At 68.3% G+C, this 19892-nt stretch carries 16 protein-coding genes; 6 read left to right on the top strand and 10 right to left on the bottom strand.

Going from position 1 to position 19892, the window contains the following annotated elements; genetic code table 11:
* Window positions 1-36: 36 nt before the first annotated feature.
* From DB30_RS28580 to DB30_RS28570, 3 genes are all read right to left on the bottom strand, one after another.
* Window positions 37-1530, bottom strand: a complete 1494-nt coding sequence (locus DB30_RS28580; RefSeq protein WP_052554859.1) for a prenyltransferase/squalene oxidase repeat-containing protein — start codon at window positions 1528-1530, stop codon at window positions 37-39.
* A gap of 74 nt (window positions 1531-1604) precedes the next feature.
* Window positions 1605-2351 (bottom strand): HAD family hydrolase, encoded by a 747-nt coding sequence (locus tag DB30_RS28575; protein WP_052554857.1) that lies wholly within the window; start codon window positions 2349-2351, stop codon window positions 1605-1607.
* Between the two features lie 560 nt (window positions 2352-2911).
* On the bottom strand, window positions 2912-4318 hold the full coding sequence (locus DB30_RS28570) for a pyridoxal phosphate-dependent decarboxylase family protein (RefSeq protein WP_052554854.1): 1407 nt from the start codon (window positions 4316-4318) through the stop codon (window positions 2912-2914).
* Window positions 4319-4478: 160 nt separating this feature from the next.
* On the opposite strand from DB30_RS28570, the gene DB30_RS28565 reads away from it, so the two are divergent.
* From DB30_RS28565 to DB30_RS28555, 3 genes are read left to right on the top strand one after another with little or no spacing between them, the layout of a single operon-like run.
* Entirely contained in the window at window positions 4479-6068 is a 1590-nt protein-coding gene (locus DB30_RS28565) for an alpha/beta hydrolase (RefSeq protein WP_165703989.1), read from the top strand.
* Between the two features lies 1 nt (window position 6069).
* Window positions 6070-6825, top strand: a complete 756-nt coding sequence (locus tag DB30_RS28560) for an ABC transporter ATP-binding protein (protein ID WP_052554850.1) — start codon at window positions 6070-6072, stop codon at window positions 6823-6825.
* Window positions 6822-8018: an ABC transporter permease gene (locus DB30_RS28555; RefSeq protein WP_052554847.1), complete on the top strand. Its 1197-nt coding sequence runs from the start codon at window positions 6822-6824 to the stop codon at window positions 8016-8018. The genes DB30_RS28560 and DB30_RS28555 overlap by 4 nt, the downstream gene beginning before the upstream one ends.
* Window positions 8019-8032: 14 nt before the next feature.
* On the opposite strand, the gene DB30_RS28550 is transcribed toward DB30_RS28555, so the two are convergent.
* Window positions 8033-8503 (bottom strand): hypothetical protein, encoded by a 471-nt coding sequence (locus DB30_RS28550; protein ID WP_052554845.1) that lies wholly within the window; start codon window positions 8501-8503, stop codon window positions 8033-8035.
* Between the two features lie 116 nt (window positions 8504-8619).
* On the opposite strand from DB30_RS28550, the gene DB30_RS28545 reads away from it, so the two are divergent.
* The gene (locus DB30_RS28545) at window positions 8620-9693 is read left to right on the top strand and encodes a hypothetical protein (RefSeq protein WP_146661005.1); all 1074 of its coding nucleotides are present in this window, start codon (window positions 8620-8622) and stop codon (window positions 9691-9693) included.
* A 57-nt stretch (window positions 9694-9750) separates the two neighbouring features.
* Here DB30_RS28545 and DB30_RS28540 read toward each other — a convergent pair whose 3' ends face one another.
* The gene (locus tag DB30_RS28540) at window positions 9751-10398 is read right to left on the bottom strand and encodes a hypothetical protein (RefSeq protein ID WP_146661004.1); all 648 of its coding nucleotides are present in this window, start codon (window positions 10396-10398) and stop codon (window positions 9751-9753) included.
* The gene (locus DB30_RS28535; protein ID WP_165703988.1) at window positions 10388-10675 is read right to left on the bottom strand and encodes a hypothetical protein; all 288 of its coding nucleotides are present in this window, start codon (window positions 10673-10675) and stop codon (window positions 10388-10390) included. Before DB30_RS28535 ends, DB30_RS28540 begins: the two co-directional genes overlap by 11 nt.
* 411 nt (window positions 10676-11086) lie before the next feature.
* On the opposite strand from DB30_RS28535, the gene DB30_RS28530 reads away from it, so the two are divergent.
* Window positions 11087-11470, top strand: a complete 384-nt coding sequence (locus DB30_RS28530; protein WP_052554839.1) for a hypothetical protein — start codon at window positions 11087-11089, stop codon at window positions 11468-11470.
* Between the two features lie 59 nt (window positions 11471-11529).
* On the opposite strand, the gene DB30_RS28525 is transcribed toward DB30_RS28530, so the two are convergent.
* Window positions 11530-12201, bottom strand: coding sequence for a spermidine synthase family protein (locus DB30_RS28525; RefSeq protein ID WP_052554837.1), 672 nt, complete (start codon window positions 12199-12201; stop codon window positions 11530-11532).
* Window positions 12202-12639: 438 nt separating this feature from the next.
* Between DB30_RS28525 and DB30_RS28520 the strand changes: the two genes are divergently transcribed.
* Window positions 12640-13056 (top strand): hypothetical protein, encoded by a 417-nt coding sequence (locus DB30_RS28520; RefSeq protein ID WP_146661000.1) that lies wholly within the window; start codon window positions 12640-12642, stop codon window positions 13054-13056.
* Window positions 13057-13059: 3 nt separating this feature from the next.
* Here the strand turns inward: DB30_RS28520 and DB30_RS28515 are convergent, their stop codons facing one another.
* The 3 genes from DB30_RS28515 to DB30_RS28505 form a co-directional block, all read right to left on the bottom strand.
* Window positions 13060-15213: an NAD(P)-binding domain-containing protein gene (locus tag DB30_RS28515; RefSeq protein ID WP_052554833.1), complete on the bottom strand. Its 2154-nt coding sequence runs from the start codon at window positions 15211-15213 to the stop codon at window positions 13060-13062.
* Between the two features lie 8 nt (window positions 15214-15221).
* Window positions 15222-17615 carry a cyclic nucleotide-binding domain-containing protein gene (locus tag DB30_RS28510; protein WP_052554831.1) on the bottom strand — a complete coding sequence of 798 codons (2394 nt, stop codon included), beginning with the start codon at window positions 17613-17615 and terminating at the stop codon, window positions 15222-15224.
* A 2-nt stretch (window positions 17616-17617) separates the two neighbouring features.
* Window positions 17618-19892, bottom strand: a 2275-nt coding sequence (locus tag DB30_RS28505) for a hypothetical protein (RefSeq protein WP_205633087.1), incomplete at its 5' end; no start/stop codon positions are given.

The following is a 19892-nucleotide window of genomic DNA, read 5'->3' as shown; positions in this document are numbered from 1 at the left end:
TGGGGGGCGACTTTGGGCTTGTCGGCGTAGATCGACCTACAGCGTGTGGGGGTGGGTCGAGACCACGTGATCTAGCGCAATGAGCGCAAAGTGATCGGCGAGCACAGGGACGTCGTAGGCGATCGGTCGCGGTCCCGATCCATCGGGCCTCGACAGGTAGCCACCATTACATTGTTGCTGGTCAACGAGGTAGTTGACGCCTCGGCCAATCGTGAATTCGGCGTCGAAGTGGCTTAGCGTGATAAGCGCGTAAGCACTGCTAATGGGATCACTATCATCGCCGATCACGTGTCCCCAACCACCATTCTCATTCTGGGAGAGGCGCAGATACGACAACGCCCGGCGCTCGGCGGCGGTGCGGTCGGTCTCGGACATGCCGACGTTCAGGGCCTGAATCGCCAGCAGCGAGCGGAAGATCGCGTTCGAGTGGGCACAGCTCCAGCTGCGCTCGAAGGTCCCGTCGGTGTGTTGGCCGGCGATGATGAACTCGACGCCGCGGCGGAACACCGTTGGGTAGCGATTCTTGCTGGGCGCGAGCGCGTTGAGGACCGCGGCTGTCATCGCGACCTCCGAGCTGGCCCCGCGGGTGAAGGTGGGAAACCCGCCGTCGGAGTTCTGCATGCTGAGCATGTATTGCTCTGCGTGGGCGAGCGCCGCTCCGTAGCGGAACGGGTCGAGCGCGCGCAGGAATTCGACGCAGTACGCGGTGTCGTCGACGTCGGTCTGGCGGACGCCCTGCGCGTAGCCCCAGCCGCCGTCGGCTTGCTGGTGGCGAACCAGAAAGTCGGCGGCCGGGTACAGACCCTGGGGGTCGAGGCCCGCGCCAACCAGGCCGAGCCCGGCGGTCGCGGTCGCAAAGATCTCCATGCGCGTGATGAACGAGAACCCGCCGTCCTCACGCTGGTGGCCAAGCAGCCCGGCGGCGGAGCGCCGGACGATCGCGGCGTGGGCCGGGAGCTCGTTGAGGGCGAGCAGCGTGAGCAAGTGGCCGAGCAGGTACTGCTCCCAGGTGCCGTTGGCGTCGAACTCCAAGGTTGCGAGCAGCGTGCTCACGTCCTCGTCGCTGATCCGCTCTGGCTCCCCACGGCCAGCGAAGTACAGGACCTTGAGCGCGCGCATCAGCACGGTCACCCAGCGCTGGTGCGGGGGCTTGGCGGCGAAGTCTCGCTCGGTCAGCGGCAGATCGAGCCGAAGTCCGCTGACCGCCCCCAGCACGACCGTGAACAAGATCCGTTTGCGATCCGAGGTGAAGTGCTCGAAGCCCTCGAGGTAGTTGTCGACCGCCTCGGCCGGGGTGATGCGGGCGTCCCAGCCCAGCACGCTGGCCGTCAGCGCGTGATGGAAAGGGTCGAGGTCGTCGTGAAACCAAAGCCCTTGCAGGTAGCCAACGATGCGCTCGCGCGCGGCTGGGTACATGTCCAGGCGCTGCAGCAGACACAGCGCCAGCGCCGATTCGAGCGCGCGGCTCTTGCATTCGCCAATGATCGCCCCGTCGCCGTTGATGCTGTCCAGCACCCGATGCGCGAGCACGTCTCGCGCTTCGAGTACACCTTGGTCGAGCCTGGGGCGTGGGGGTATGGCGCGAACGGACATCAAAGAAGAAGTCAGCATGGAAGGTCTCGTGGGTTGGGGACAGGCGCGGTGGTGGAGTCGAGCAGCGCGATCGCTTGCGCGAGCACGTTGGTCTGCGTCGCAGTCGCCCAGCCGCGCTCGTGGGCGATCTCCGCTAGCTCGGGCGCGGGCTCGAAGGCCAGCGCCAGCCCGACGCGCTCGAACAGCGCGGCGTCGGTGATCGAGTCGCCGATCGCAAAGCAGTGGCGCAGGCTCAGGCCACGGTCGACGGTCGCGTCAGCGAAGATTCGTGCCTTCTCGCCGGGCACGCCCGAAGACAGATCGATCGTCCCCGTGTAGCGCCCGTGCTCGCGGGTAAACACCGCGCCATGGGCCTCGCCGATCGCGAGCCCATCGGCGACCAGCCGGATCATCTCGAGCGGGCTGCCCGAGATCAGCATGAGCGAGTAGCCGCGCGCGCGAAGGCTCGAGATCAACGCAGGCACAAACTCGAACAGGCGCTCGCGCTGGACCGCCCAGACTGCGCGGGCGTGGGCCTCGATCACTGCGCACTCGCGCCCGGCGAGCGCCTCTGCGAACGCCCCGTAGGCGCGCGAGGCCATGCTCGAGAACTCGATCGTCCCGCCCCTGTGCCCCGCGAGGATCTCGAGCACTCGCTCGGCGGGTGCCATGTTGCATGCCTTCGCGCGCATGAGCTCGCGCAGCAGCTCGACCCCCAACGCGCCGGGGAACAGGGTCCCGTCGACGTCGAGAATGGCGACTGTTTGGTTTGCGTGCATCGCGCGACCTGAGAGGCAAGGGCAATCAGCTTGGGGGCTGCCAACCCCAGTTTGGAGCTCGGGTGAATTCACGTGGACCACGCGTTCGCCAGTGGGTGCATTTTGGGACAGTTTGTCCCCGCTGTAATGTTCGGCTGTGGGGGGATGTATGCCGAGAGTGCGCAAAGTCCGTAATTCCAGCGAAATCGCCGAGTTATCGGAGTTCAAGGCGCCCGCTAGATAACACAACCAAGACTCACGTCTACAGCCACGCTTGAAGATGCTGGCCACCCCCATACTGGAGTGGGGCATTCTGGTGCGGTCATGAGGCCATCAATTGGCCGAAAGGCCAATGTTCTAATCAATAGTAGCGGGGCCAAACTGTACTAGAACAGTCTGGCACCAGAGGTCAGTAAGGTAGTCGCTAGACCTACCTCAGCCACTTCATGAGCCTGCGGGTGAAACGCGGTCTCCACATTGGCCAATGCGCGAGGTGACCATTCGGGTCACCGCGCGTGGTTGTCTTTTATGTAGTCAATCTCACGAGAGCAGTCGGGCGGGCCCACATCTCGGGGCGAGAGTCAGCTGCTGGCGCGGCGCAGCTCGCTGCCCGTGGCGACGAGATCTTCGAGGAACTGGTCGAGCACGGCGCTCGTCTGCGCGGGGTTCGCGATGACCAAGCGGATCGTGTCGCGCCCGTTCACGCGGCCGTAGCCGACCACCGCGAGGCCGCGCTGGTTGAGCTGAAGGCACAGCTGCTCGCTCGACACGCCGTCCATCTCGAAGCACACGTTGAGGCTCTGCGGCGCGTGGCTCATGCGGAGGTCTGGGTGGGCATCGATCCGCGCGACGACGTGATCGCGCAGGGCAAACAGCTGGGCGAAGCGGGCGTCGTAGCCGTCGTCACCGTGGTGCTGCCACGCGGCCCAGAGCTTGAGTGGGTCGTTGCGTCGGCCGCATTGGATCGAGCGCAGCCCCGGGTTGAGCTGGTCTTCGTCGGTCTGAAATAGGTAGTGGGCGTCTTCGCCAAGGTGGCGATCGAGCAGCCCCGGCTCGCGCAGCAGCAAGGCCGAGCAGGTCAGCGGCACACCCATGAGCTTGTGCGCGTCCCAGGTCAGCGAGTCGCAGCGCTCGAGCCCGGCGAACAGCTGGGCCCTGCGCTCGCGCGACAGCAACAGCGAGCCGCCCAGAGCGCCATCGGCGTGGAGCCAGATCCCGTGCTGGTTGGCGATCTCGGCGATCGGCTCGAGCGGATCGAAGGCGCCCATCACGGTGGTCCCCAGGGTCGCGTTGATCAGCACGGGCCGGACACCGGCCTGAAGATCGGCGCGCAGGCGGGCGGCGAGCGCTGCCGGGATCATGCGGCCCTGCTCGTCGATCTCGATCACCCGGACGGCACCCCGGCCAAGCCCGAGGATCGTCGCGGCCTTGGGCATCGAGTAGTGCGCCTCGGCCGACGTGTACAGCGCCCACTTGCCCGTCCACTGGCCCGCCTGGTCCGGGTCCGGGTCCGGGTCACCGCGCCGGGCCTGGGCCTCGTTGCGGGCCAGCGCGACAGCCAACAGGTTCGACAGCGATCCCCCGTTGGTGAACGTGGCCTCGCCGGCCGTGAACCCCGCGATCGCCAGCATGTGCTCGATCAGCGCGTTCTCGACCAACACCAGCGGCCCCGCGGCCTTGTAGGTGTACATCGAGACATTGAGGTGCGCGGTGATCATGTCGGCGGCCGTGGCTGCCGGATCGCGGCCGCCAAACAGCTGGTTGAAGAACTGCGGCGTGGTCGTCAGTGGTGTGTTCAGGGCCAGCGCTCGCAGTGACGCCAGCACTTCAGGCAGCGGGCGGGCCTTCGCGCCAAGCGGGGGGACCAGCGCCTGTGCGCGATCGAGCGGCACCGGCGGCCGGACAGGCTGCGCAGCCTCGGATGCCGCGAGCTCTGGCAGCAGCGTGGCGAGGAACTCGAGCGCCGCGAGATAGCTCGGATCGGACATGGGCAGGCGCTGGGTACCATTGTTGTCAGCGGGTGTGGAGCCGCGCACACGCCTGGCCGGTCGGGAAACCAAGCCGAACGCGCGCGGGTCCAAGCGGGGGATGTCGGGCGGACTTCGAGCTGTCAGCGTGACGCTGATGGCGTGGTACGGTCGCCTGTCCATGCGCCTGCCCGCACGAACTCGGCGCGTCGCGACGCTCGCTCTGGGCATGGCGCTGGCGGGGTGTGGCTCGAGCGCGGGCGACCAGCCGCGCGCGGCACCCAGCATCGAGCTCACGGACTGCGGCGTGGCCTCGGTCGAGGCCAAGTGCGGGGTCCTGCACGTCGAGGAGAACCGTGACGCGCCCAACGGTCGGACGATCGAGCTGGCGATCCTGGTCGCGCCCGCGACCACGCGCACGCCGGCTAGCGATCCGGTGTTCTTGCTGGCCGGGGGTCCGGGGCAGGGCGCGGCGTCGCTCGCCGGGATGATCCTGCACAAGTTCGGGGCGATCCGTCGTGACCGCGACATGGTGTTCGTCGACGTCCGCGGCACCGGCGAGTCGGGGCCGCTCGCGTGTGACGTCGAGCATCCCGAAGATCTCTCGGAGCTGCTGGGCGGCGTGTTCGAGGTCTCGCGGCTGCAGGCCTGCCTAGACAGCTACGCGGCCGATCAAGCCGATCAGATCGATCTCACCCAGTACACGACAAATCGCATGGTCGAGGATCTCGAGGAGGTCCGCGCGGCGCTCGGCTACGGGCCGATCAACCTGCTAGCGATCTCCTACGGCAGCCTGGTCGCGCAGGTCTACATGCGGCGCTACCCCGACCAGCTCCGCAGCGTGGTGCTCGACGGCGTCGCGCCCCTCGATCAGCAGGTGCTGCTTGGCACGCCGGCCAACACCGAGCGGGCGATGCAGCTCGTGTTCGCCGACTGTCGCGAGCAACCCGCGTGCGCGGGCGCCTACCCAGGTCTCGAGCGCAAGCTGGCGCAGGTCCTGACCGAGCTCGAGCAAAACCGCGTGCTCGAGCGGCTCGAACATCCGCGCACGGGCGAGCAGGTCCAGGTTGACATCACCGCCGCCGGGTTCACGCAAGTGCTGGCCGGGGCGCTCTACAGCAGCAGCACGACGGCGCTGGTGCCACTGCTGATCGAGCGCGCGCACGCGGGTGACTATGGCCCGTTGGCCGCGGTCGGCCTGCGCATGGCCAGCTCGTCGAAGACCATGAGCATGGGCCTGTACCTGTCGGTCAGCTGCGCCGAGCAGCTCGCGGCGGTCAACGAGGCCACCCGTCGCGCGGCCACGGCCGGGCTCGAGACCTTCACCGATCACGCCCTCGAGCAGCTCGAGCAAGCGTGCGCGGTCTGGCCCCACGCAACGATCAACGCGGACTTCCATCAGCCCGTGGCCTCCTCGATCCCGACCTTGCTGTTGTCGGGCCGCTACGATCCCGTGACCCCGCCTGCGTTCGGCGCCCAGGTCGAAGCGCAGCTCAGCAACGCGCGCCACGTCGAGGTTGGGGCTGTCAGTCATGGGGTGTGGCACCATGGCTGCGCGCCCCAGCTGATCGCCGGCTTCTTCGCCAACCCGGATCCCGCCGGGCTCGATCCCGCCTGCCTCCACGCGCTGACCCGGCCGCGGGCGTTCTTGGGTCCGAATGGGCCGTGGCAAGCGAGCGTGTCCGTGCCCGCGGCCCCGCCAGCAAAACCAGAACCAGTTGAACCGATCGGGGGCATCCTCGCCCAAGGTCAATTGCTGCAAAGGCCCTGACATGATCGTCGCCGAGCACCTGCGCAAACGGTTTGGGGACGTCACCGCGGTCCACGAGGTCTCGCTGCGCGCCGAGGACGGCCGCGTCACCGGCTTGCTCGGGCCCAACGGGGCTGGCAAGACAACCACCTTGCGGCTGCTCTATGGGTTGATGCGGCCCGACGCCGGGACCGTGCAGATCGACGATGTGAACGTCATCGCCGACCCGCTCGGGGCCCAGGCCAAGGTTGGCGTGCTGCCCGACGCCCACGGTCTGTATCCGCGCCTGACGGCCCGCGAGCACGTGCGCTACTTCGGTGAGCTGCAAGGCCTGCGCGGCGCCGCGCTCGAGCAGCGCATCGCCGCGCTGATCGAGCGTCTGGACATGGGCGGGATCGCGGATCGCCGCGCGGCCGGCTTCTCACAGGGCGAGCGCATGAAGGTCTCGCTGGCGCGGGCGCTCGTCCACGGTCCCAACAACGTGATCCTCGACGAGCCGACCAACGGCCTCGACGTGATGAGCACCCGGGCCGTGCGCAAGCTGATCCGCGAGCTGCGTGACGAGGGCAAGTGCGTGCTGTTCTCCAGCCACGTGATGCAAGAGGTCTCGGCCCTGTGCGACGTGATCGTGTTGGTCGCTGGGGGTCGCGTGGTCGCCCGCGGGACCCCCGACGAGCTGCGCGAGCTCAGCGGGCACGTGGATCTCGAGGACGCCTTCGTCGAGCTGACCGGCATCGACGATCACCGGGCCCAGACCCACGCGGAGGCGCCATCATGACCGCCATGAACGCCATGAACGGATGGCTGACGGCGGTTCGGATCGTGCTGCGCAAAGAGCTGCTCGACGGCGTCCGCGATCGTCGGGCGCTGTTCTCGGCGCTGCTCTACCCGCTGCTGGGTCCGCTGCTCTCGGGCCTGCTGTTTGGGTTCATGGCTGACAAGCAGCGCGACGCCGCCGACGTACCCATGCCGGTCATGGCCGCGGACCGGGCCCCCGAGCTCGTCGAGTGGCTCGAGGCGCACGGCGTCGAGGTCGTCGCCGCGCCCGAGCACCCGCGCGAGGCCGTGCGCGACGGCGAGGTGCCGTTCGTGGTCAGCGTCCCAGAGGGCTTCGCAGCCAGCCTTGCGGAGGGAAACCCGGCGAAGATCGAGCTGATCGTCGATGGCTCGCGCAATGACAGCCGCGCCGCGATCGGCCACGCACAAAAGCTGCTCGGCTACTACGGCCAAGAGCTCGCCAGCCAGCGCTTGCTCGCGCGTGGGATCGATCCCGAGGTCATGCATCCCGTGATCGTCGCCGAGGTCGAGGTCGCCAGCGATCAAGAGCTGGCCGCGAGCGTGTTCGCGTTCGTGCCCATGTTCGTGCTGATGGCGACCTTCATCGGTGGGATGCAGCTCGCCGTCGACGCGACCGCTGGCGAGCGCGAGCGCGGCTCGCTCGAACCGCTGCTGCTCAATCCCGTGTCGCGCTCGGCGATCGTAGTTGGCAAGTGGCTCGCCGCCGTCGCGTTTGCGCTGGGCTGCGTGATCCTCACGCTGGTCGCGTGCGTGGCCGTGCTCGAGTACACGCCGGTCCGCGATCTGGGCCTGAGCCTGGATCTGCGGGTGCCCGCGTTGTTCGGCGTGCTGCTCGCGGCCGCCCCGATGGCGCTGATGGCTGCGGCGCTGCAGGTCCTCGTCGCCAGCTTCGCGCGCTCGTTCAAAGAGGCCCAGACCTACATCTCGCTGCTGGTGTTCGTGCCCATGGTGCCCGCGGTGATCGGCATGATGACCGGGCTCGAGCGCTCGATCGGCGCGCTGCTGATCCCCGGTGTTGGGCAGCAGATCGTCGTCGAGCAGCTGCTGGGCGGGGGGGCAGCGACCGCGCTCGACTACCTGCTGCCCATGCTCAGCGCGCTGGTGGTCGCGGCCGCTTGCGTGTGGCTGACCGCGTGGATGTTTCGCCGCGAGTCGGTCGTGTTCGGCCGCTAGAACGGCCTGCGGTGTCAGTCGCAGCCCTGCTTGTTCAAGGCCGCGAGGATCTTCTTGGCCTGCTTCAGATCGTCGCCGTACTTGTCGGGCTCGGCGTAGGTCACGAAGTGCTCGAGGTACTGGGTCGCCTTCTTGCAGTCCCCAGCCTTGTCGGCCGAGGTCCCGACCTTGAGCGCGAACCCATGCTTGCCGGGGACCAAGAAGTACGCTTGCTCATAGAGCTCGACCGCCGCCGGCCAGTCCTCGGCCGCCGCTTTTTGCTCGGCCTCGATGTAGAGCGCCTTGGCTTGCTCGAGCCGCTCTTCCTCCGACAGCTCCGGCGCGGCGGCGGCCGGGGTCGGGGTCGCCGTAGGCTCGAGGCTCTCGTCGGGCATCCAGGTGTCGTCTTCTGGCGCCGCGGTTGGCTCGTTCTTTTTGCAGGCTAGAGCACCAAATGCCAGCGTGACGATGAGGACGCAGATTGATGTGGAGTGGAGCTGGCGCATCGAGATAGTGTCACACAGGCATGGATTCGTGTGCGCACGTAATCGCGGCTGTTTAATTCCAACAATCCCCCGCGCCAAGCCAACGAATCGTACAAATACGCCTGCCGGAGCCTCCCATGCCACGTCGATCACTCCTCGTCCCTTGCGCGCTCGTTGTGCTCGCCTGTTCCCCTGACACCAACGACGAGAGCAGCGTGTTCACCGGCGCCGACGCGGGCGTCACCCTTGGCGCGAGCACGGACGAGTCGGGGACCCAAGGATCTGGCCAAGAATCTGGCCCCACGAGCGGCGACGGCGACGGCGACGGCGATCCCGGTGATGGAGACGGCGACGGAGACGGCGGGCCCAAGCTCGACGTGCTGCCGTCAGATACCGGCGTCGACGATGGGCCCGGCGGTGACGAAGGCTGTCAGTACATCGACGTGCTGTTCATCGTCGACATCTCGGCGTCGATGAGCGCGGAGAAGGACAACCTCAACGCGAACTTTCCCAGCTTCGTGCAGGTGCTCGATGACTACGTGAATGATCCGATGACGGCGGCGCTCGGGTATCGCCTGGGTATGACCAATTCATCGATCGTCAACAACCTCGAGGGCCAGTCAACCTTTGGCTTGGACGGCGCGCTCTACGATGGCCAAGGCGGCGGCGGGCTGTGGCCCAACTGCGACATGCAGGGCAAGCTGTGGATCGACGGCCCCGCGCCAACCGTGTCCGACACGTTCAGCTGCGCGGCGCCGCTGCCCAAGAGCTCGTGCAATAATTGTAGCGACATTGGGAAAGAGCGGCCGCTCGACGCGATCGAGCTGTTCATCGCCAAGTCAGCGCAGGGTGGGGTCAACGAGGGGTTCTATCGCGGGGACCAGTCGCTGTTCGTGATCGTGATCCTGACCGACGAAGACGACGACGCGATCAACACCACGACCTCGCCGGCCGACACCAAGTTCGCGCTCGACGAATTCGCCCAGGGTGAAGATCGCTACGTGGTCGTGACGATCGCCGGTCCGCAAAATGGTAGCTGTAACTCGAACTTTGGCAGCGCGACGGCTGCGCCGAGCCTGCATGAATTCACCAACCTCGCGCCCAATGGGGTGCTGGGGGACATCTGCCAGGGGGATCTGTCGCAGGCGCTGGATCAGGCGCTGTCGGTCATTCAAGACTCCTGCGACGAGCTGCCGCCGCCGGTTGGCTGACCTCGATCTCGACCTCCGAGATCACCCCGTAGAACGCCCGGGTCAGGCCAAGCCCTCCTACTCGAACTTCGCTACGCTAACAATGAAGCCCTGACCGCCGCTTGGTCCAATCGTCTGTCCCGTGTACTCGAAGGTCGCGTGCAGCGACTCCCCCTCGAGGCCCCAGTTGATCAGCCCTCGGATTGACGTTTCGCTGACTTCCACCAGCTCGGTGAGCCCCGACGAGAACACGGAGATCGGCGAGAGCTGAGTCTGGACTTGATAGACCGGCTGGTCGTTCGTCCGCTCGACGGTGATGGGGATGGACACGAACGTCACGCCATCGGAGTCGGCGAACGAGAGCACGCCGTCGGCTTGGACGGCATCTCCAGCACATGCCACGCCAGCACCTCCTCCGATGTGGCGATTGATCCGGTAGCTGCTCTCGTCTAATTCGAAGGTGGCCTCGGCCTCCAACACTGCGTCTGCGTTCTCGATGTCGATCTCTTCGGTGCTCGGAGACCATGTCCACGTCCCCGAATAGGGCCCCGTGAGTCTCGCCAGCTCCTCACTGACGGGGACCCCCCACGGTGTTGGATCCGTGGATGCTAGAGCCTGGAGGTCGTACTCACAGGGCCCGTCATCTGGCGGTTCGGTCGTGTCTAGACAACCGACGAGCATGAGCAGCAGCGGGGCCGTCAGGACCCCGGCCCCCCTATGGATCATGTCGGGCATCACCGGGTGCGGGGGTGGATCCCCGAGCCGACAGCGAGAGTGGATGTAGCAGCGGCGACACCAGCGACAGACTCACTGCTTCGCTTCGCGAAACCATCGGCTGTTCCCCGTTGTGAACGAATGTCAGCGCGTAGCGCAGGATCACACTTGGCTCGATCACGGTCGGGGGGTTCTCCTCGGGCAGAGCATACCCGATCGACACGTCGAAAAAATCGACCGATACGGCATCTGGATGCAGTTTGAGGAGATCCACCTCAAATTCAGACATGGCAGCCTGTGGTGTCCTAACGACTCGTTTGGTGGCCCTGACCGTTGCCTTCATGCCTTCGAGGGTGACGCTACTGAGCTCACCCAAGCGGATGTCGATGCCATATCTTCTGTGCGCTCGAGCGTTCGTAGAGATCGACTTGCAGGCGACCGACGTCCGCTGTGTCTGCGTGGCGACCCCGCTGGGTCAGCATGTCGCGCTCGATCCTCAGCGCGTTGACAGCCGCCAGGCGCGTTTGAAGTCCATGAACGTAGACCCGGCCGTGCGGCCCGGACGACGAGGCACACCCACTGCGCTACGGCCACGGCGATCTCGTCTGGGGGGGGACAGCTCGCGGGTGCGTGCGTCGACGAGCTCCGCCAGCTGCTGGTGCCGGGGCGGCTCGATCCGGGAGCTGATTCCAGTCAATTCGTGAGCTTGGTATCGGGCACGAGCAAGCAGACGTGGAACACCGGCGGCGGCGACTGGAGCACCCTGCTGCGGGAGCTCGACCGCGCGGCCGTGCAGGCTGGCGACTCGAGCGTGGACACGGAGCGGGTCGAGGCGTGGGGCGAGACACTCGAGCTGCGGCACGAGCCAATGATCTGTTCGGTCACTCTGACGCATGAGCACCAAGGCGAGGGCTCGAGCTGCACGCTGCCCCTGTCGCGGTTCGAGGCGCTCGTGCGCCTCGATGCGTGGACGATCGCCGAGCATGTGCCAGCGATGTGGGCCCGACTACGCGAGGCTGCCCGGTGTGAAGGTCGGGCTCCCGAAGGGGGTGTCCCAGCCGACACAGGCGAGGTGCGGCAATGAACGCAGAGACCGAGCTCGCTCGGCGAGCAGGTCCGACGCCGTGCTCCCGAGCGACCCTGCTAACGCTTCCGCCCAAGCCAGATCGCGTGGGTGCGACCGCGATCACGCCCATGGTTCGCAACCGGGTGCACAGAAGCCTCAAACCCCGCGCGGCCAAGCTTTCGCGCGAAGTTGCCGGCGTCCGAGTACGACCACACCGCGTGGACCCCCGCCTTTCGCAGCGCCCGATGAGCCGCGCGCAGCCCCGCGTCGCCATACAGTCGGGCGTTGTGATCATGGGCGAGCGGGTCGGGTCCGTTGTCGACGTCGAGCAGGATCGCGTCGAAGTGATCGCGGACCTGCTCGATCCGCGTGACGACGTCGCCCTGGTAGACCCGGACGCGAGGATCATCGAGCGGCCGACCCGCGAGCTCCGCGATCAGCCCCCGGTTCCACTCGACGATCGCCGGGACCAGCTCGGCGACCTCGATCTCCGCGTCGGGATCGAGCAGCTCGCACGCCGCCGCGAGCGAGTAGCCCATGCCAAGCCCACCGATCAGCACGCGCACGCCAGCGCGCTTGGACAGCGCCCCGCAGCCGACAGTCGCGAGCGCCCGAGCCGAGTCATCGTCGCGGCTGGACATCAGATCCCAGCCCCCCGCGCGGATCAAGTACTCGTGGCCGCGGCGACGCAGCTCGAGGCGCTGTCGATCGGGCGCGTCAGCCTCGGCGAGGGTCTCCCACGGGCGCATCGCCGGGGGTGTATCGCCTTGGTCGGGGCCCGACAAGCGAGCGCTGCGCCGCGCAAGTTTCGCGTGCGATCGGGGCAGGGGAGATCTGCTCGCGTGCGAGAGATCTTTGGGTCGGGTGGGTCCAGCCCCAGCACCCTGGGGCGATTCGCCCCGCCGACGTGCCGACTTGGTGGGCTGACATACTTCTCAAATATCCAACATCCATTGGAAAGATGTGGTCGGTATGACAAAGCATCGCGACGAACCGAACTCTGGGTGGGGGAAATCAACCATTTTCGGGACTGGTGATAACATCAATTGGACTTAAGTACGCTCATTTGTAGGTGGCCGTCCCACTGGGGGAAACTGGTAGGTAGCGGTCTCCTCGTCGAATTTCGGGTGGATCCGCGCTCGCGAATTTTCTATACACTTTTTGTAAAACGTGTCATGCATGAAGGCATGTCGACAGTGAGTCCCATGGTGTCAGTGTTCGTGCTCGGTGGACGCCTTGGCGAGGATGAGTTCGCTAGTTACCTGCGCAGCCTCGACGCGAACCTCGCGAGGGGCAAGCCCTTCGCGATGGTGGTCGATGGCAGCGCGCCGGGCCTTGGGGTCGTCGAGGTGCCAAGCCAGCGGTGGCAGCTCAGCCGCGCCCAGGCGATCGGTCAACTGCACCGCGGGATCGCGTTCGTGACTGGCACGATGACGCGCGAGCGGGTGCGGGCGCTGTACGCGTTGCAGCCGCCCGCGGTCCCCTACGGGTTCTTCAACGAGCGCGCCGACGCCATGGTGTGGGCCCAGGCTGCGCTCGATGGCGAGCACAAGGTCGCGATGGGCGCTCGCAAGACCCAGCCGCTGATGCGCGCGATCCCGTAGCGGTCATCCGCTGCCGATCGTCCCCACGCCAAACGCGTCGAGCAGCTTGGTCGGCGCGATGTTGCCGATCAGCACGAACACCGAGTCGACCTCGCGGATCACGAACGGGGCTCGCTCGCTCGTGGGGCCGAGCTGCTTCAGCTGCACGCGACCGGCCTCGACGCGGACGACCTCGGTGCGCCACAGCATCTCGACCCGGCCCGCTTGGATCAGGCGGCGCAGCTCGTCGACGTTGCGTCGCTTGCCGCGGGTGAAGTCGGCTCCGCGGTAGCTGATCGTGACCCGCGTGTCGGGTTGGTTGGCCAGCCCGATCGCGGCCTCCATGGCGACGTCGCCAAGCCCAACCACACAGACCGTGCGACCCGCGAAGCTGCGCGCGTCGGCGAGGGTGTAGTGCACGTGGTCGAGCATCGCGTCGGCGATCGGCGCGTCGAGCATGCGGGGGGAGCCGCGCCGCCCAAACGCGAGCAGCACCCGCGCGGCGTCGAAGTGCATGGCTTCGCCCTCTGGACCGCTGGCGAGCACGCGCAGGCGCCCGCCGCCAAGCTGCTCGCAGCCGTGCACGCGCACGCCCTCGCGGATCTGCAGCTCGTGGCTACGAATGATCCGCAGCCACTTGCCAAGCAGCTCCTCCTTGGTTGACTCGCGCAGCCACAGCTCGCCGACCATCGGCATGCCCAGCGGTTGATCGAAGACCAGCTTGCCGCGCGGGAAGCTGCGGATGCTCTGGGCCGCGGTTGCCTGCTCGAGCACGACGTAGCGCAGGCGCTGCTGCTCGGCCTCGAGCGCGGCGCTGATCCCCGCTGGGCCGGCGCCAACGATGATCAGGTCGAGCGCCTCGCCGCCGCGTTGGCTGCCGGGCAAGGACGCAGCGATCGCCGCGACCGCGTGGGCGCCTTGGTTGATCGCGTTGCGGATCAGCGGGAGCCCCGTGATGTCGCCCGCGAGGTGAACCCCCGGGGCACCAGTGGCCGCGAGCGCGTCGTCGATGCGGGGGAGGTCGGCGATGCGCTCGCCCTCACTGATGACCAGCGAGCCGTTCGGGCAGCGTTGCTCGCACAGCGTGAGCCCGCAGCAGTCATCGGGCTTGGTCACGACCGCGACGTAGGCCCGCATCTCCAGCACGTCGTAGGGGCAGGCGTCGACGCAGGCGCTGCAGCCGATGCAGGTGGTCGTGTCGATCGTGGGGAGCCGACGACGCGCGGCCGGGCGCAGCGAGGCGTCGGCCTGGGTGCCGGCTTGATCCTGGGCGAGCTTGGCCAGCGTCGCTAGTTGCTGACGGTCGCGTCGGCGCGCCCACAGCCGCGCCGCGACCAAGCCCAGGCCGCCCGCGCCCAAGCTCGCGCTCAGCCACCAAAGCGGCGCCAGCCAGCCCCGGCTCGACGGCGCGATGTCGGTTGGAGCTTCGATCGCGGCGGCTTCGCGGCTGAGCTCCCACAGGGCCGCGCGCTCGGTGCCCGCGGCGACCAGCAGCGGCGTGTGTTCGTCGAAGCACACGGCCGCGTCGGTTGGTCCGCGACGATCACCCAGCGCGCAGTGAGCCATGGGATCGTCGGCGCGCTTGGGGTCGTGACAGGTCGAGCAGGCCGAGAGCTCGACCAACGCGACGCTGGCTGACTCGCGCCCCGTCCAGCCCTGCTCGCCGATCGGCTCGAGCTGCGGGAGCGGGCCCTCGCTGCCGTTGCGCCAGCGGATCGCCGGCTCACCCGGCACGAACGCGACGCCGCCCATCGCCGTGTGGATCTGATGGCAGGTCGTGCAGCGCATGCTCTGGTTGGCGAGCAGGGCGGCGTGGGGCGCCCGCTGCGAGCGCTGGTTGGTGTGGCAGTCGACGCAGGCGCTGGCCGGATCGTGCTCGGGCGTCGCCGGTCCCGGTCGGGAGTCGCCGTGGCAGCTGCCGCACTCGAGCCCGGCGAGCCGATGCGGTCGCGAGATCGCGCGGCCGCTGGTGGTGGTTGGGTCGCCCGGCGTGATGATCAGCGCCGCCGCCAACCCAAGCGCACCGGTCAGGCTGCCAACCAACCACCCGCGGGTGCGCGTGACGTCGGAGCTGCGCTCGATCTTTGGCGCGCTGCGTCGGCGGCCGCGGACGCTCTGGGGCAGCCGAACAAGCGCGGGCGCGGGGGTCTGTGCGGGGGGCTGTTCGCGGGTTGGCATTTAAAAATTCACCCAGCGAAGAGCGTGACCGAGAGGACATGGACGATCAGCGCGAGCAGCAGCGCACCGGTCAGCACCACGTGTGGGCCCAACCACCCGCGCAGCAACGCGGTGAGCAGCCGTCGGGCCGGGAGCGCGCGCAGCTCGACGCAGGTACGCAGCAGCGGTTCGAGGCCAGCCAGCGCCTGCTCGCGCGCGTGGGGGCGGCCGCCATCGCGGCGCAGCTCGGCCGGCAAGCTGGCTTCCACGCGCTCGCGCAGCACCGCTCGCGTCGCGCCCAGATCCCGCCCCGATGCCACGAGCTCCAGGGATCCGAGCGGTGCCCGGGCCCACGGCAGCAGCTGCTGCGCGACGATCTGCTTGAGCACGGCGGACTTGCCCGACAGCTCGCGCTGCAGCCGATCCAGCAACAATTCGCGCTCGCGGGCCAGATCCTCGGGCAGCGCCCCACCGCGCTCGAGCTTGGTCAACCGCGAGGGGATCAGCGCATAGCAAGCCCCGCCAAACATGCCGAGCCCCAGCGTCATCCAGCTCAGGATCGCCAGGGTCCCCGCCGCGTTGGCCGGCAGCGACAGGCCAGTGTGGGTCAGCACCAGCCCGGGCAGGAGCAGGCCAAGGCTCAGGTGGCCCAAGTAGTACGGGCGGAGCTTCGAGCGGGTGATGGGGGCCGGCTTGTCGTCGACGAGCGCCCGCGCGTTGGCCCGCCGCTGCTTGGGTCGCATCCACGTCTTGATCAGCCGCTTGGGCAGCGCGTGCGCGACCAAGCCCAGCATCGCGAGCGCGGCGAAGATCCCGGCGAGCAGCCCAGGCCCGGCCGCGGGGGACAACAGCCCGCGGGCCGCCAGACCAACCCCCGCGATCACCAGCGAGAGCCCCGCCGCCGCCGCGAGGGCGACGACCAAGCCACCCCAGGGGATCACCAGCCGCCGCGAGCTTGGCCCGGCATCTGCGAGGTTGAGCATCGACGCGACCTCGGCGAAGTCGCGCTCGGGCTCGAGCCGGATGATCGCCTCGGTTGGACACGACTGCACGCACGCGGGGGCCTCGTAGTCGCGGCACAGATCACACTTGGTCGCGACCTCGGGAAACATCGACTCGAGGCTGAGCGAGCGACGCTCGGCGGCGGCGATCAGGCTGGGCGCGAACTGATCGTGGGCTGGCTTGCCCGCCGCGATCGTGCGCGGCGCCATGCGAATGTTCTCCCACGGGCACGCCTTCGCACAGTTGCCGCAGCCCGTGCACAGATCCTCGCGGATGAACACCTCACCCTGGGGATCCCGACCGATCGCGCCGGTCGGGCAGTCGATCATGCACACCGGGTTCTTGCAGTGCTGGCAAGAGTTGGGCAGCAGCAGCTCGCGCGCCCCCGCGCCGCCGTCGAGCACCCGCAGTGAGGTCACGACCTTGTCGCCGCGCCGGACCAGCCGCGCGACCCCGTGGACTTGCTCGCAGCTCCAGGCGCAGTGACCACAGCGAACGCACGCGTCTTGATCGATCGTCAGCAGCGAGCGCGCCATCTGCATGCGGTACAGATCCGCGAACACGTGGCGGGTTGTGTGCGGCGAGGCCTCCACCGTCGCGGCTTGCCGGGCCTCGCGGGACGCCGAGATCCGTCGCAGGCGCGGGATCACGTCGGGGTTGCGATCGACCAGGCTGCGAAACGCCTTGGGCGGGATCAACAGCAGGTGGCTCTCGCCCGTGGCGACCGCGAACAGGCTGCGTCGCTCACCGTCGAGCAGCTCGGTGTCGCCAAAGAAGTCGCCGTCGGACAGGTACGCGCGGACGATGACGCCGCCGTCGGGCTCCTCGGTCTGCAATTGCACGAGCCCGTGGGCGATCAAGTACAGGCCGTCGCTGATGTCGCCCGCCGCGTAGACCCGCTCGCCCCGCCGCAGCTCCCGGTGTTCGGCGGCGTCGAGCAGCAGCTCGAAGTCGGTCTCGGGCAGGGCCTCGGCGAGGCTGACTTGGCGCAGCAGATCCGCGGTCGCGCGGCGCCGAAGCAGGCGTTGCTCCGGGGCCTCGCGGACGTCGCCGCCGCTGCGGCCAAGCGCCCGCTGAAACAGCGCCGCGGGGATCTCTGCGAGCTGCACGGGGGTCTTGGTGATCGCGTCGGCGCGGCGGCGGGCGCCAGGGAGCGTGGACTCCTCGCCGAAGGTCTCGCCAGCTCGAGCGACCCGCAGCCGGACCGACTCGTCAAAGCCCCGGCGGGTGTGGGCGCGCAGCTCGACCTCGCCGCGATCGACGACGAAGAAGCTGTCACCGAGCTCGTCGACCGCGAACACCCGCTGACCCGCCTCGTATTTGTGCAGGCGCCCGGCGTTCTCGACGGCCCGGCGCCCGGCGGGATCGAGACCGCGCAGGATCGGCGCCGTGAACAGCGAGTCGGGCCAGGTCGTGGACATGGTCAGGGTGCGGAGATCGTCCGGGTGTGCGTAGCGATCTCGACGACCTCGAGCTTGTCGAGCATCTCGGGAGTGACCAGCGGACCGCTGGGGCGCAGCCCCGCCGCGGCCTGGCGGGCCTCGTAGTCGGCGAAGGCCTTGATCAAAAATGGCGGGAACGATCGGAACAAGAGCCGCGCCTCGATCTGAAATGGCGCCTGAAAGCCCGAGATCTGCAGATCATAGATCCAGCTCATCGGCACCCCGGGCGGGGCCGAGCGCAGATCGATGATCGCGTCGGGCCCCTTGACCACGCCGCGGGTCGCGTCGAGCGAGCCAACCGGGAAGTAGGTCTCGAACAGGGCCTCGGCGCCGAACAAGTTGGACTTGCACTCGCCGGTGTCGATGTCGAAGGGGGCGTCGTCAAACCGGGCCGCGCGGTGCAGCTCTTGGCTGGCGTCGCGGGGCAGGCATCGGCCGGCGCGATCGATGAAGCCGATGCACTGCACGCAGCGCAAGAACCCATTTTGGAGGTTGATCAGCCCGCGCCCGCGAAACTGCGTGGCCGGGTCGAGCTCGCCGCCGCCGTCCAGCGCTTGCCACTGCGGGACGTCGGGTCCATCGCGCACGTCCGCGCCAAACATCCCGAGCGGCCGGCCCTCTTGGTCCACGAGCCGATCGCTGACGTTGACGGCGACGAACAGCTTGTCGCGCAGATCTTCGTCGCCGCGATCGACCCGGCCGACCTCGTACACGAGCTGGCCCGCGGCGTCGGTGACCCGCAGGTGAACCCAAAACTCGCGCTCTTGCGAGAACCCAGCCGGGATCTTGTGGCCCGCGCCGGTGTTCTCGAGCAGCACGGGGACCTCGAGCTTGCGGCCGCCGGGGACCAGCACGGGGTCGCCAAGCTCGAACCGAAAGCTGCGGCCAAGCAGCAGGTCGCGGCGTTGATCCCCGCCAAGCGGGATCCCGGCCGCGTCCAGCTCGGGCTGATCAATATAGTGATCGTCGAACTCCGGGGTCAGCGGAATGTCGACGCCTGAAAAATAGTGGGTCGAGACATCGCGGGGCTCGCCGGACCCCGCCGCCACGCGCAGCCGCGGGAGCTCACCGGGAGCGCGCGACTCGAAGTGGGTGCCGGGCGGGCAGCCGCGACGCAGCGCGCTAATATCGGGCTCGCCGCCCACCGGGGCCGGTGCATCCCCGCTCACGCACACGCCCGGAAAGCTGCTCATGTGGCAATCTTGGCAGTCGGCCGGTTCACGCCCCGCGCGTTGCTCGAGGTCGGCCCAATTGGCCCACTCGGTGTACGCGTTGCGCAGTCGCCTGAAGTGCTCGCCGCGACTTGGGCCTGCGATCGCGTCGGTGCCGAACAAGCGCACGTCGTGACAAGCGCCGCAAAATTGGCTCGAGCGCAGGTACGCGCGGGCCTCGTCGCTGGGTCGGCGGTGGACGCCACCGGGCACCAGCGGGGCGTCTGGGCGACCGGGGGCGTCGACGAGCAGCTCGGCCGGATCGAGCGAGTAGCCGCTGTTGGCGATGCCAGCCAGGCCCGCTCGATCCTCGGGCCGCATTGCGAAGACTTGGCCCGTGACCGTGGACAACCAGCTGGGGTTGCCCTCGTAAAAGCCCGCGCGCTCGCTGCCGATCCGGACCGGACCGTGGACCTGATGACAAAACCCGCAGTCGATCCCCTCGGTCGTGCTTGGCGGCTGCAGGTCCCGCAGCGGTTGGCGGGTGGTCGAGCTCGACGCGAGGCCGTCCCACGCGGGCAGCACCGCGCCAAGGTTCTCGCGCGGCGTGTGACAGTTGGCGCACCACAGCTCGCCGCCCGAACCGGTGATCGCAATGTTGGTCTCGGGGTCGCGGCAGGCCGTGCGCGGATCTTGGTTGCGCAGGATCCCCGCGCCGCCGGGGCAGGTGTCGCTGCGCCCGGCCTGCTCTTCGATCAAGATCTCCAGCGCCTGAAACAGCGGGCTCTTGGCCGAGTGGCCCATCACCGAGCGCTTCCACTCGGCGGTCTGGCGGGGGTGACAGCTGGCGCAGTCTTCGGGGCTGGTGTGTGCGGCGTCGAGCGGGGCGCGGCTGCCAATGGTGGGCTTGGGTGGAGTCTTGGCTTGCGCCTTTGGTTGGGGATCGCCAGCGAGATCCAGCAGCACGCCGCCCCCGATCGCCCCGAGACAGACCACGCCGAACACCGCGGCCGCTCGCATGATCCGCTGGAAGACCGAGCGACCCGAGCGGCGCGGACGCGGGCGGGCGGGCGCACCGTCAGCGGGGCCGGGCCCGGGGCCGGGG

The sequence above is a fragment of the Enhygromyxa salina genome (genome assembly GCF_000737335.2).
GTDB classification, from domain to species: Bacteria; Myxococcota_A; Polyangia; order Nannocystales; family Nannocystaceae; genus Plesiocystis; species Plesiocystis salina_C.
This window is presented reverse-complemented; position numbering and strand designations above follow the sequence as displayed.